Consider the following 12,927-nt stretch of genomic DNA (forward strand, 5'->3'; position numbering starts at 1 on the left):
ACGATCCTGCCCCGTCAATCCCGTCCGTGGGCGGCGTTCGGTGAATTCTCCCGGCCGTCCCAGCGGGCCCGCCCGAGGTCGACGCGGGGCGGGTCGGCGAGTTCGCGCAGCGGGGTGCCCTCCTCGCTGTAGTGGGCGAGGGCGCGGTGTTCGTGCCCGGGCAGGAAGCGGCCGTCGGCGCGGATCACCCGCCACCAGGGCACGGAGCCGCCGTACAGGGCCATCACCCGTCCGACCTGGCGGGGCCCGCCCTGGCCGAGGTACTCGGCGACGTCGCCGTAGGTCATCACCCTGCCGGGTGGAATCCGCTCGGTCAGATCGAGCACCAGTTCGGCGAACGGCGGTAGGGCGTCCGGGACGCCGTCGTCTGTTACGTCCGTCACCTGCGGCATTCTTCCTTACAGGGACGCGTGCGCGGCCCCGTACGAACGACCCGCCGCGCCCGATCCGGCCCCTGTCCAGCACGGGGGGCCGGGGCATGCCACCATCTTCGGGGCGGTGAGTGGTGATACGAGGACAAGACCAGATGACCGGGACGGCTGACGTGGGCGTGGACAGGGACTCCGACGAGTCCGGCTCCGCCGTGCCCCCGGCCGCCGGCGACGAGCCCGAGGGACGGTCCGGGAACGGACCGACGCCGGAAGTCTCCCTGATCAAGGACCCTGTGATCAAGACCCCCACGCCGGAGAAGGCCCCCGGGTCGCCACCGCGGCCACCCGCCGCGGCGCCGCCCGCCCCCCGGACCGAGCACCACGACCCGCAGGACGACGCACCGCACCTGGACGTCGACGAGCCGCTGCTCGCCGCCCGCGCGCACCGCCCGTCCGACCTGATCCGCTTCCTGGCCGGGGTCCTCGGGATAGTCGCCGTCTTCGTCCTGGCCGGCATCGCCACCTCGACCACCAGCGGCATCGAGCAGGACATCGCCACCAACGCGCCGCACTTCTCGGCGGTGCTGTCCACCATTACCGGCCTGGTCTCCAGCGTCGCGGTGCTCGCCGTGCCGCTGGCCTTCGCGGTCGAGCGGCTGATCAAGCGCGACGGCCTGCGGGTCGCCGACGGCGTGCTCGCCTCGGTGCTCGCGTACGGCGTCTCGCTGGGCATCGACTGGTGGGTGGCCGAGGGCGCCTCCGAGCACCTGCGCGAGGCGCTGACCCGGCTGCCGCTGGACAGCAACAGCACCCTCACCGACCCGGTGCACGGCTACCTCGCCCCGGTGATCGCCTACATGACCGCCGTCGGCATGTCGAGCAGACCGCGCTGGCGGGTCGCCCTGTGGGTGGTGGTGGTCTTCAGCGGGGTCACCGAGCTGCTCGGTGGCTACACCACCCCGCTGTCGCTGATGCTCACCGTGCTGATCGGCTGGTCCGTCGCGTACGGCACGCTGTACGCGATCGGCTCCCCCAACATCCGGCCCACCGGCCAGCACCTGATGATCGGCCTGCGCAAGGTCGGCTTCACCCCGGACGGCGCCCACCGCGCCCCGGACGCCCCCGGCGGCACCCGGCGCTACCACGTCACCCAGCAGGACGGCCCGCCGCTGGACGTCCACATCATCGACCGCGAGCAGCAGGCCTCCGGCTTCTTCTACCGGGCCTGGCGGCGGCTGCGGCTGCGCTCGGTCGCGGTGCGCCGCAGTCCGCAGTCGCTGCGCCAGGCGCTGGAGCAGGAGGCCCTGATCGCGTACGCGGCGGCCGCCTCGGGCGCCCGCGCGCCGCAGCTGGTGGCCACCTCCGAGCTGGGCCCGGACGCCGCGATCCTGGTGTACGAGAACGTCGAGGGCCGGACCCTCGACGAGCTCGCCGACGAGGAGGTCACCGACCTGGTGATGGCCTCGCTGTGGCGCTCGGTGGCCGCTCTGCACGAGCGCCGGATCGCCCACCGCCGGCTGACCGGCGAGTCGCTGCTGGTGGTGGACGAGAAGGCGGGCTGCCTGGTCAACCTCTCCGGCGGCGACATCGCCGCCACCGACCTGACCCTGCGCATCGACGTCGCCCAGCTGCTGACCACCTTCGCGCTGCGGATCGGCCCCGAGCGGGCCGTCGCCACCGCCAACGCGGTGCTCGGCGCGGACCGGGTCGCCCAGGCGCTGCCGCTGCTCCAGCCGGTCGGGATGAGCCGCTCCACCCGGATCGACCTCGCCAAGCTCACCAAGGAGCGCAAGGCCGCCGCCCGGGCCAGGGCGCTGGAGCAGGTCGCGGCCGGCGAGCGCACCCAGCAGCAGGCCGAGGAGGACATCGCGGCGGCCGGCGAGGACCTGCTCAGCCGCATCCGCGGCCAGATCCTGCAGATCGCCCCCGAGGCGCCGATGGAGCCGGCCAAGCTGGAGCGGCTGAAGCCGAAGAGCCTGATCATGGTGATCGCGCTCACCTTCGCCGCCTACCTGGCGCTGACCACCATCAAGCCGGCCCAGCTCAAGCTGTCCCAGATGAACTGGGCGTGGGCGGCGGCGGCCCTGCTGGCGGCCGCGTTCAGCTACGTCGCCGCCGCGATGAGCCTGACCGGCTTCGTCCCCGAGCGGCTGCCGTTCCGGCGCACCGTCGCGGCCCAGCTGGCCGGCTCCTTCGTGAAGCTGGTCGCCCCCGCCGCGATCGGCGGCATCGCGCTCAACACCCGCTACCTGCAGAAGGCCGGCATCCGCCCCGGCCAGGCGGTCGCCTCGGTCGGCGCCTCCCAGCTGGCGGGCCTGGCCGGGCACCTGCTGCTGCTGTTCAGCTTCGGCCTGATCACCGGCAGCCAGACCAACGGCGACCTCTCCGCCTCCCGGGCGGTGATCATCGGGGTGCTGACCGCCGCAGTGCTCGCCCTGGTGGTGGCCGCGGTCGCACCGCTGCGCCGCTTCGTCCTGGGCCGGCTGCGCTCGCTGTTCTTCGGCGTGGTGCCGCGCATGCTCGACCTGATGCAGACGCCCCGCAAGCTGGTCACCGGCTTCGGCGGCATCCTGCTGCTGACCCTGTCCTTCACCGCCTGCCTGGACTTCTCGGTGCAGGCCTTCGGCGGCACCGTCAGTTTCTCGGCCGTCGCGGTGGTCTTCCTGACCGCCAACGCGGCCGGCTCGGCGATCCCCACCCCGGGCGGCATCGGCCCGGTCGAGGTCGCCCTGATCGGCGCGCTGACCGTCGCGGACGTCTCGCCCGCGGTCGCCACCCCGGCGGTCTTCCTCTACCGGGCACTGACCTTCTGGCTGCCGGTGCTGCCGGGCTGGATCGCCTACAACGTGCTGCAGCGCAAGCACGCGCTCTGAGCCGCGCGGCTTGCGACGAAGGAGGGCCCCACCGCCGAGCGGTGGGGCCCTCCTCCACGTACCGGCGGCGGTCTAGTAGACCGGCTTGTGCGGCTCGATCTGGTTCACCCAGCCGAGCACGCCGCCGCCCAGGTGGACGGCGTTGGCGAAGCCCGCCGCCTTGACCACGGCCAGCACCTCGGCCGAGCGCACGCCCGACTTGCAGTGCAGCACGATCTTCTTGTCCTGCGGCAGCTTCTCCAGGGCGTCACCCATGAGGAACTCGTTCTTCGGGATCAGCACCGCACCCGGGATGTTGACGATCTCGTACTCACCGGGCTCGCGGACGTCGATGAGGTAGATGTCCTCCTCGTCGTCCTGCCACTGCTTGAGCTGCTGGGAGGTGACGGTCGAACCGGCGGCGGCGGCCTGCGCCTCCTCCGACACGACGCCGCAGAAGGCCTCGTAGTCGATCAGCTCGGTGACCGTCGGGTTCTCGCCGCAGACGGCGCAGTTCGGGTCCTTGCGGACCTTCACCTGGCGGTAGTTCATCTCCAGGGCGTCATAGATCATCAGCCGGCCGACCAGCGGGTCACCGATGCCGGCCAGCAGCTTGATCGCCTCGTTCACCTGGATCGAGCCGATGGACGCGCACAGCACGCCCAGCACGCCGCCCTCGGCGCAGGACGGGACCATGCCCGGCGGCGGGGCCTCCGGGTAGAGGCAGCGGTAGCAGGGGCCGTGCTCGGCCCAGAACACGCTGGCCTGGCCGTCGAAGCGGTAGATCGAGCCCCACACGTACGGCTTGCCGAGCAGCACCGCGGCGTCGTTCACCAGGTAGCGGGTGGCGAAGTTGTCGGTGCCGTCCACGATCAGGTCGTAGCCGGAGAAGATCTCCATCACGTTGGAGTTGTCGAGGCGCTCCTCGTGCAGCACCACGTCGACGTAGGGGTTGATCTCCTTGACCGAGTCGCGGGCCGACTCCGCCTTGGAACGGCCGACGTCCGACTGGCCGTGGATCACCTGGCGCTGGAGGTTCGACTCGTCGACCACGTCGAACTCGACGATGCCCAGCGTGCCGACCCCGGCCGCGGCCAGGTACAGCAGCGCGGGCGAGCCGAGGCCGCCGGCGCCGACGCACAGCACCTTGGCGTTCTTCAGCCGCTTCTGCCCGGCCATCCCGACGTCCGGGATGATCAGGTGGCGGGAGTACCTGCGGACCTCGTCAACGGTGAGCTCGTCGGCCGGCTCGACCAGGGGTGGCAACGACACGGGGACTCCGATGGGTGTCTTGTTCAAATGGCCAAAGGGCCAGCCTCGGACGGGGTTGCTGCTCCGCCACGCGGGTGGCTCTCCAGACCAACAGTGTCACGCCCCTCCGGTATTCCGAGACAGCCCGTCCGGTAGGCGAGACGGGCCGCGCCGGATCGTGGAACCGGCCGCCGGGCCGGTCAGGGCGCCCCGGGCCCGCTCTTTCAGGGGCCCGAGCGCCGCCGGCACGGCCTCACACCCGGCAGGCCGTCTCCAGCCAGACGTCCCCGAGCGACTCCTCCAGCGGCACCTGTGTCCGCCAGCCGAGACGGTCCCGGGCGGTGCGCACGTCCGCCTGCCGCCACGGCACCGGCTCGCCCGGGGCGGGCCGGCCCTCCGGCCGCCGCTCCTCCGGCCGGTGCCCCGGCAGGTACTGCCCCGACTGGTGACCGTGGCCCGCCAGGTGGTCGCCGCCCTGACCGCCGACCTGCGCGGGCAGCAGGACCTGCCGGTTCTCCTCCACGATCGCCCCCTCGAAGCCCGACGCCCGGACCAGCAGCTGGGCGGCGTCCCGGGCCCGGACGGCATGCCCGCTGCCCACGTTGATCACCCCGGTCGCGGCCGAGACCGCCGCCGCCTGGATCGCCCGCGCGACGTCCCGCACGTCCACGAAATCCCGGTATCCGGACAGGTCCGGCATCCGCACCTGGTTCTCGTCCCGCTCCAGCGCCCGCCGCAGGCCCTCCGCGAGCCGCCCGAACAGCGAGGCCGTCGGCGCCCCCGGGCCCACCACGTCGAACACCCGCAGCACCGCCGCGTCCAGCCCGGAGGCCAGCACCAGCTCCGTCCCGGCCAGCTTGGACACCCCGTACGGGCCGACCGGCCGCGGCTCGGCCTGCTCGGACACCGGCACCCCGCCGGGCACCGGCCCGTACTCGGCGGCCGAGCCGACGTGCACCAGCCGGGCCGGCTCCCGGCTGCGCCGGATCGCCTCGCAGACCGTCGCGACGGCCAGCGTGTTCGACCGGATCAGGGTGCGCGAGCTGCCGTACGTGGCGCCCGCGCAGTTGATCACCACCTGCGGCGCGACCGCGTCCAGGAAGCGGGCCAGCGCGCCCGGACTCCCGGTGGTCAGGTCGAAGCGGATGTCGGCCGAGTCGCGCCGGCCGAGCACCGTCACCTGCAACTCCTGGTCCATCAGCAGACGATCGGTCACCCGGCGGCCGATGAAGCCGTCGGCGCCCAGCAGCAGCACCCTCATCGGGGGCGTCCTTCCACGAAGCGAGGTCGGGGACGACCTGGCGGACTGAAAAACAGCGAACGAGATCTGACAGGGGTTCGTCGGGCCGGGGTCAACGGTGCGAGCCGGCCCGGCCGAGCACCGCCCAGCCGTGGGCCAGCAGCACCGCCGCGACCGCTCCGCCGCCCAGCAGGACGGCCGACGGCCAGGGGCGGCCCAGGGCCAGCAGCACCGCCGTCGCGGCGGGCCCGGCCGCGGCGCCCAGCGCTGCGGCCGTCGACCGGCCGCAGCGCGCCAGCAGCACGGGCAGCACCAGGAGCAGGCCCAGCACGCCCTGCGCCGCCCACGCCGTGGCGCCGGCCCGCTCGGCGGCCAGGTGCAGCAGCCCGCCGCCGTGGCCGGGCCCGGGGCGCGGCGCGACGACCGCGAGCACGGCCAGCGCGGCGTAGGTCAGCACCCCGAGCACCGCCAGGTGCAGGGCGACCGCGACCGGCAGCACCGGCCGCATCCGGGCCCGGAACTCGGCCAGCGTGCGGGCCGCCCCGAGGTGCCCCCGGCCGACCTGCCGGTACCAGCGGGCCGCCCGCTCGGCCGCACCCGCCGACACCGCGGCGGCCAGCACCAGCGCGGCGGCCAGCGGCCGGTCCGCGTCCGCCGCCGCCAGCGGGAGCAGCAGCAGCGCGGCCAGGCCCAGCCCGTACCCGAACTCGGCCGGGCGCCACCGGGAGCCGGCCGGCCCGACCGGCGCGCGCACCGGGCCGAGCTCCGGGCCGAGCTCCGCCGGGCAGGCCGGGCCGCACGGCGGCGGGCCCGGCTCGGCCGGGGGCGGCGAGGTCAGCGCGGGCAGCAGCACCAGCGGTACGGCGGCGGGCAGCAGCACCGGCCAGCGGGCGCCCAGCGCCGCCACCCCGGCACAGGGCAGCACCGCCAGCGCGGCCGCGGTCAGCGCCGCCCGGCCGGCAGGCCCGCCCCGCCGCTCCCCGGACGGCTCCGGCCCCGGCGGCCGCCGGGGCACCCGGGCGTACAGCTCCTCGGCCAGCGAGAACAGGTCGGCGTGCCGGCAGCGCGCGGCGGCCTCCGGGCCGAGCCCGGCCTCCTCCAGCCCGGCGGCGATCTCCAGCGGGTCGACGGCGCGCTCGCACAGCTCCCGGTGCTGGGCCATCACCTCGCGCACCGGGTCGGCGCTGGGGCTGCCGACCGCCGAGCCGGACATCAGACGGCCTCCGCGAGGACCGACGGCCCGGCGGGTCCCGCCGGCTCGGGCCGCTCCTCGGCGGCGGCCGGGACGACGGCGAGCTGCCCACGCCCGCCGTCGGGCGCCCCCGCGCCCCCGCCGCCGGGCTCCGGATCGGCCGGGTCGGCCCGGTCCGCCGGGCCCGCCGAGGCTTCCCGGTCGTCACGGCCGTCACGGCTGTCCCGGTCGTCCCGGCCGCGCGCGCCGTCGGCGAGCCAGTACTCGGCGGGCCGGGCGAACGGGCGCGGCGCCCGGTTGCCTTCGCCCACGCCGCCGCCCCCGGGGAAGGCGGGGTACTGCGAGACCAGCTCCAGGTAGATCTCCCGGAAGGCGCCGATCACCGGCTCGACGGCGAAGCGTTCCTGCGCCCGCAGCCGTCCCGCCAGGCCGAGCCGGGAGCGCCGCTCCTCGTCGCGCAGCAGGGCCAGGCAGGCCCCGGCCAGGGCGCGCGGGTCGCGGGCGGGCACCAGCAGTCCGGTCGGGCCGACCACCTCGCGGGCCACCCCGACGTCGGTGGAGACCACCGCGCGGCCGCTGAGCATGGCGTCGGCGAGCAGCCGGGGACTGCGCTGGGAGAGTGCGGAGAAGACGACGACGGTGCCGCTCTGCCAGGCCTCGGCGAGTGAGCCGGGCCGCCCGGCGAAGTCCACCGCCACCGCCACCCCGAGCCGCTCGGCGACCGCCGCGCAGTGCGCCAGGTAGCCGGGGGCCGTCTCCTGCCCGTGCACCACCAGGCGCGCCGCGGGCAGTTCGGCGCGGACCCTGGCGAAGGCGTGCAGCACCAGTTCGGTGTCGCGCCCGGGCTCCAGCGCGCCCGCCCAGACCAGGGTCGGCCGCTCGGGCTCCGGTCCGGCCGCCGGGCGGTCCACGGCCGGGGTGCCCTCGTACACCACCCGGGTGCGCGCCGGGTCGGCCCCGCAGCGGCGCTGCCACTGCTGGTCGTGGGCGCTGCCCGGGGTGAGTATCGCGGCCTGCCGGTAGGTCTCCTCGGTGAGCGCCCGGAAGAAGGACAGCAGCAGCGCCCGGACCGGCCAGCGGTACGGCGCCTCGTGACTCGCCCGCTCGCCTCCGGGCGCTCGAACCCGATGCCGACGGTCGTCGCTCCGGCACTCGTCCCTCGCTTGTCGCTCCTCGCTCTCGGCACCGGCGCCCCCATCGGCTCGGGGCGGGAAGCCGAGGTACTGCTCGCGCAGGTGCAGCCCGTGCTCGGTGACGACGAACGGCACCCCGTGCAGGTGCCGGGCGACCAGGGCGGGCAGCGCGGCCGGGCCGCCGCCGACGACGTGGCACAGGTCGGCGCCGCCGAGGCCGCCGGGCCCGGTGCCGTACCAGGGCGCGGAGAGCGGGCGCAGGCACTGTTCCAGCAGGTCGGCGGCGACCAGGACGTCGCGGACCAGCGGCTGTCCGGCCGAGGTGTCCGCGCCGGGCAGCCGCCAGGTCCGTTCCAGCACGCGCCGGGCGTGGGCGGAGCCCAGGAAGGCGGGCAGGGTGCCCTCGTCCTCCCGGGCCAGCGCGGCCAGCCGGTACAGCCCGGCCCCGAAGCCGGCCCGCTCCCCCGGCAGCACCAGGGCCCGCACCAGTTCCTCGTACGCCCGGGCGTACTGGCGTCTGCGCAGTGTCCCGGGGGCCCGGCCGCGCGGGCGGCGGCCCCACAGCGCCAGGTCGTGGGCGCCCTGCCAGGCGGGTGAGAGCCGGGCGGCGGAGCCGAGTCCGGCCGGGCCGGTCAGCAGGTACAGCTCGAAGTCGTGCTCCGGCAGACCCTCGGCCAGCCGGTCGCACCAGGCTCCGGCGCCACGGTCGGGATGCGGACGGGCACCCTCGGTGAGCAGGGCGACGCGCACGGGAGACCTCCTCTGGTTGCTACCCCCTCCGAGGGGCTACCGGAGCCGCGGGGCCGTACGCCGGGACCCGTGCTGTTGCCCGGAACCCACCGAGTGGTCCGGTGTCTGCGGCTCTCCCCCACACCTGTTCGGTCCGGCAGCAGAACGGTAGGACCGGCCTGCGGTCACCCATCGCTCACATGCCTGCGTGCCACCTGAACGAGTGAACCGCCGTGACCTCGCCCACGACCGGGGCGTTAGCGGGCGCTGTGCGCCGGGTCTCCCCGTCCGTCTCAGCGGGCGGTGGCCGCGATCAGCTCGCGCACGGCCCGGGCGACCGCGTCGGGGTGCTCCATCATCGCCACGTGCCCCGACTCCGGCAGCACCAGCAGCCGGGCGTCGGCGAAGGCCGCGCAGGCCCGGCGGGCGGAGCGGTAGGCGACCAGCTTGTCGCGCAGCCCGTACACCAGCAGCACCGGCGCCTGCACCTGCTCGGCCTGGCGCCACAGCGCCTGGTCGCCGCGCTCGGTGTACGCGGAGACGATGCCGCGGGCCGAGCCGACCAGGGCCGTCATGGCGTGCGGCAGGTCCATCCGGCGCCGGTACTCGGCCACCGCCTCGGCCCGGGCGACCGGGCTGAGGCCGGCCGGGTCGCCGTAGACCAGGCGCAGCAGGTCCTCGGTGGCCGCCTCGGCGTCGCGCCGGCCGCCGGGCAGCCGGCGCAGCAGCGCGGGCAGGCCGGGCAGGGCGAGCAGGCCGGTGGACCAGGCGGAGCGCTGCGGGGGCAGTTCGGGCAGGGCGGGCGAGACCAGGGTGAGGGTGCGGACGAGGTCGGGGCGCAGTGCGGCGAGGCGGACGGCGACGGCGCCGCCGAGCGAGTTGCCGAACAGGTGGACGGGTCCGCGGCCGGAGGCCTCCAGGTAGCCGATGACGGCGCGGACGTGGCCGGAGAGGCTGAGGTTGCCGTCGGCGGGCGGGTCGGAGTGGCCGAAGCCGGGCAGGTCGACGGCCTCGCCGTCGACGAGGCCGGAGAGCCGCTCCATCAGGGCGGTCCAGTTGGCGGCGGAGCCACCGAGTCCGTGCACGAAGAGCCCGGGCTGGCGCCCGTCGGTGCGGCCGGCGGCAATCCGGGGCGCCTCGGCGGGCCGGTGCACCGCGAGCACCGCGCCGGGGACCTCGACCGTACGTACCTGCTGCTCAGCGCTGCTCATGGTGGACGATGGTAGTGAGCCCCGGGTGGGCGGCGGCGGGGGGTGGTGCGGCTGTCCCATCCCTCGTCACACCACTGCCGGGGCCGAGGTCAGCGCCGTATTGTGGGCTCCTGACAAGGGGACCGGGCAGCTTTTCTCGCCTTCGCCGAACGCGGGCGCGGTTACCGAAAAGTAGAATCGGCCCTCTTGCCAGCCCCGAACAAGCCCGAAGTGAGGAGCGCCGTGACGGCCATCCAGGAGGCGCAGGAGCGCCCGCGCGGTGCCCGCCTGCCGCGAAGCGCCCGCCGTGAACAACTGCTCGGTGCCGCCCAGGAGGTGTTCGTCGCGCAGGGCTACCACGCGGCCGCCATGGACGACATCGCCGACCGCGCCGGGGTGAGCAAGCCGGTGCTGTACCAGCACTTCCCCGGGAAGCTGGAGCTGTACCTGGCGCTGCTGGACAAGCACTGCGACGCCCTGGTCGAGTCGACCCGCGAGGCGCTGGGCACGACCACCGACAACAAGTTGCGGGTGGCCGCGACGATGGAGGCGTACTTCAACTACGTCTCCAGCGAGTCGGGCGCCTTCCGGCTGGTCTTCGAGTCGGACCTGACGAACGAGCCGGCGGTGCGCGAGCGGGTGGAGCGGGCCTCCGAGGCGAGCGCGACGCTGGTCAGCAAGGTGATCCAGGAGGACACCGACCTGCCGGAGTCGGAGTCGAAGCTGCTGGCCGCCGGGGTCTGCGGCCTGGCCCAGATCACCGCCCGGTACTGGCTGTCGCAGGGGCTGGAGATCCCGCGCGACGAGGCGGTGCGGCTGGTCGCCAGTCTGGCCTGGCGGGGGCTGAAGGGCTTCCCGATGCACCCGGGCGACCTCACGGCGGAGGGTTCCGCTCAGCGCTGACGATCCGCTGACCTTCGCCGGGGCGGTGATCGGGTGCTCTATGGTGAAGCCGTACGGCGCGGTCGCCGCGAACGCTTGTTCCAGGCGCTCCGGTGCCCGCGCGTGGAGGCTGCAACCCCGGAGGGACGGAAGCCGTGGAGGTCAAGATCGGCGTGCAGAACACGCCGCGCGAGATCGTGATCGAGAGCTCGCAGACTGCCGATGAGATCGAGAGCGCGGTCGCGAAGGCACTGGAGGGCTCCTCGAAGCTCTTCTCGCTCACCGACGAGCACGGCCGCCGCGTCATCGTCCCGGCCGAGCGCCTGGCGTACGTGGAGATCGGCGAGCAGGCCGCCCGCAAGGTCGGTTTCGGCACCCTCTGAGGCGCCACCGCTCATCCTTCGGTGCCCCGTTCCCCACCGGGAGCGGGGCACCGTCGTGTGTACGGACGGATCGGCCGGGGTACGGCGACAGGTACGGCGCCGGTGCCGTACGCCCGTCCCCCGGGAGGCCGCCTTGTTGGTCGAATCGATCGCCTTCGCGCTGGTGGGCCTGGTCGTGGCCGCGGCCGCGCTGCTGGGCCTGCCCGGGTACTTCCGGGCCTCCCGCCCGACGGTGGCGGGGACGGCGCTGGCGGCGGCGCTGCTCGGCGGGGCGGTCGCGCACTTCTGCCTGGGCGGGCGCCACCCGGTGGTCGCGGTGGCGTTCGCGGCACTGTCCGCGGGTGTGCTCACCTCGCTGCTGGCCCGGCCGGACCTGGCCGCCGGGCGGGCCCCGGCGCACCGGCACCGCCCGCACCGGGCCGGCGCCCACCGCGCGCCGCGGCGGCACCGGCCGGCCTAGCCAGGGGCCTGCCCGTCAGGACGCGAGGCCGAGGGCGGCCATCCGCCTGGTGTGCGCCTCGGTGATCCGGTTGAACATCTTGCCGACCTCGACCAGGTCGAAGCCCTTCACGTGGACGCCGCCGACCAGCAGGTTGGACAGCGCGTCCCGCTCGGCGACGACCCGCTGGGCCTGGCTGAGCGCCTCGCCCATCAGCCGCCGGCCCCACAGGGCGAGCCGCCCGCCGGCCCGCGGGTCGGCCTCGATGGCCTGGCGGACCTTGTCGACGGCGAACTGGCCGTGGCCGGTGTCGGACATGACGCCGAGGACCAGCTCCCGGGTGTCGTCGTCCAGCCGGACGGCCACCTCACGGTAGAAGTCGGTCGCGATGGCGTCGCCGACGTAGGCCTTGACCAGGCCCTCCAGCCAGTCCGAGGGCGCCGTCATCCGGTGGAAGAGCTCCAGCGGCTCGACGAAGGGGCGCATCGCCTCCTGCGGGTCGGCGCCGATCTCGGCGAGCCGGTCGTGCAGCCGCTGGTAGTGCTGGAACTCGGCGGACGCCATCCGGGCCAGCGCCGCCTTGTCGGCGAGGTCGGGCGCCAGCTTGGCGTCCTCGGCGAGCCGCTCGAAGGCGCTCAGCTCGCCGTACGCGAGCGCGCCGAGCAGATCCAGCACCGCCGCGCGGTAGCCCGGCTCGGCCGAGCACGTGGCCCAGTCGCCGATCGAGTCGGCACCGTCCTGCGTCTCACCATGGGTCTCCATGACCCGCCACCCTAAGGCCTGTCCTCGAACCCCCGCCGCACCGCCCGGGACAACCGGGTGACCTGCGGGATCGGCCGCTCGCGGCCCGCTCGCCGGGAACGATGTCAGACGCGTCACGTGTTCGAGTCGTCGCCTGACTGTATGGTGGTACGGAGCCCCGTCGTGTTCGCACGGTGTCGCCGCCGTCTCGGTGACCCGCACGAGCCCGCTCCCTAGCGGCGCCGTCCCCCTCGGACGTGTCCGCACCGGAGGCACGGGTACTCACGTACGCGGATGCCCGGTCGGAGAGCCGATCGGCTCCGACCATGGCTTGGACTTCAAGCCTTGGCACCGCATCAGTGGCCGAGCGAGGGCCGCCGAGACCACGCCCCCTGGCGGAGGTCCCGCGCAGGTCCCTCACGGGAACCCTCCCCGACGCCGCCGGCGACGCGCCCCGCCATCGGGCCGCGCGCACCGGCCGGCCGCAGGGACCGGCGCGGTTGTGCGTCCGCGCAGCTGTATTC

The 12,927-nt window shown here is 74.9% G+C and carries 11 protein-coding genes; 4 read left to right on the plus strand and 7 right to left on the minus strand.

Features of this window, described 5'->3' with window-relative positions; genetic code table 11:
• Positions 1-14 precede the first annotated feature (14 nt).
• Positions 15-392 (minus strand): MGMT family protein, encoded by a 378-nt coding sequence (locus tag BOQ63_RS19575; protein ID WP_030554400.1) that lies wholly within the window; start codon positions 390-392, stop codon positions 15-17.
• A gap of 134 nt (positions 393-526) precedes the next feature.
• Here BOQ63_RS19575 and BOQ63_RS19580 point away from each other — a divergent pair, with 134 nt between their 5' ends.
• Positions 527-3,244, plus strand: coding sequence for a lysylphosphatidylglycerol synthase transmembrane domain-containing protein (locus BOQ63_RS19580; protein ID WP_072654704.1), 2,718 nt, complete (start codon positions 527-529; stop codon positions 3,242-3,244).
• 72 nt (positions 3,245-3,316) lie between these two features.
• Here the strand turns inward: BOQ63_RS19580 and moeZ are convergent, their stop codons facing one another.
• The 5 genes from moeZ to BOQ63_RS19605 form a co-directional block, all read right to left on the minus strand.
• Positions 3,317-4,495 (minus strand): adenylyltransferase/sulfurtransferase MoeZ, encoded by a 1,179-nt coding sequence (moeZ, locus tag BOQ63_RS19585; protein WP_030287472.1) that lies wholly within the window; start codon positions 4,493-4,495, stop codon positions 3,317-3,319.
• A 232-nt stretch (positions 4,496-4,727) separates the two neighbouring features.
• The gene (locus tag BOQ63_RS19590) at positions 4,728-5,735 is read right to left on the minus strand and encodes an NAD-dependent epimerase/dehydratase family protein (RefSeq protein WP_030287470.1); all 1,008 of its coding nucleotides are present in this window, start codon (positions 5,733-5,735) and stop codon (positions 4,728-4,730) included.
• Between the two features lie 91 nt (positions 5,736-5,826).
• Positions 5,827-6,927 carry a hypothetical protein gene (locus tag BOQ63_RS19595; protein WP_191093577.1) on the minus strand — a complete coding sequence of 367 codons (1,101 nt, stop codon included), beginning with the start codon at positions 6,925-6,927 and terminating at the stop codon, positions 5,827-5,829.
• A complete protein-coding gene (locus BOQ63_RS19600) occupies positions 6,927-8,789 on the minus strand; it encodes a DUF3492 domain-containing protein (RefSeq protein WP_150476001.1) in 1,863 nt (620 codons plus the stop codon). The genes BOQ63_RS19595 and BOQ63_RS19600 overlap by 1 nt, the downstream gene beginning before the upstream one ends.
• A 272-nt stretch (positions 8,790-9,061) precedes the next feature.
• Positions 9,062-9,979: an alpha/beta fold hydrolase gene (locus BOQ63_RS19605; protein ID WP_033347674.1), complete on the minus strand. Its 918-nt coding sequence runs from the start codon at positions 9,977-9,979 to the stop codon at positions 9,062-9,064.
• Between the two features lie 222 nt (positions 9,980-10,201).
• Between BOQ63_RS19605 and BOQ63_RS19610 the strand changes: the two genes are divergently transcribed.
• The 3 genes from BOQ63_RS19610 to BOQ63_RS19620 all read left to right on the plus strand — a co-directional run bounded on the left by BOQ63_RS19610 (position 10,202) and on the right by BOQ63_RS19620 (position 11,683).
• Positions 10,202-10,861: a TetR/AcrR family transcriptional regulator gene (locus tag BOQ63_RS19610; RefSeq protein WP_046386135.1), complete on the plus strand. Its 660-nt coding sequence runs from the start codon at positions 10,202-10,204 to the stop codon at positions 10,859-10,861.
• Between the two features lie 134 nt (positions 10,862-10,995).
• A complete protein-coding gene (locus BOQ63_RS19615; RefSeq protein WP_030287462.1) occupies positions 10,996-11,223 on the plus strand; it encodes a DUF3107 domain-containing protein in 228 nt (75 codons plus the stop codon).
• A 133-nt stretch (positions 11,224-11,356) separates the two neighbouring features.
• Entirely contained in the window at positions 11,357-11,683 is a 327-nt protein-coding gene (locus tag BOQ63_RS19620) for a hypothetical protein (RefSeq protein WP_063776500.1), read from the plus strand.
• Positions 11,684-11,698: 15 nt separating this feature from the next.
• Here the strand turns inward: BOQ63_RS19620 and BOQ63_RS19625 are convergent, their stop codons facing one another.
• Positions 11,699-12,424, minus strand: a complete 726-nt coding sequence (locus BOQ63_RS19625; RefSeq protein WP_030287457.1) for a ferritin-like fold-containing protein — start codon at positions 12,422-12,424, stop codon at positions 11,699-11,701.
• Positions 12,425-12,927: the final 503 nt, after the last annotated feature.

It is taken from the genome of Streptomyces viridifaciens (assembly GCF_001888885.2).
Lineage (GTDB): Bacteria > Actinomycetota > Actinomycetes > Streptomycetales > Streptomycetaceae > Kitasatospora > Kitasatospora aureofaciens.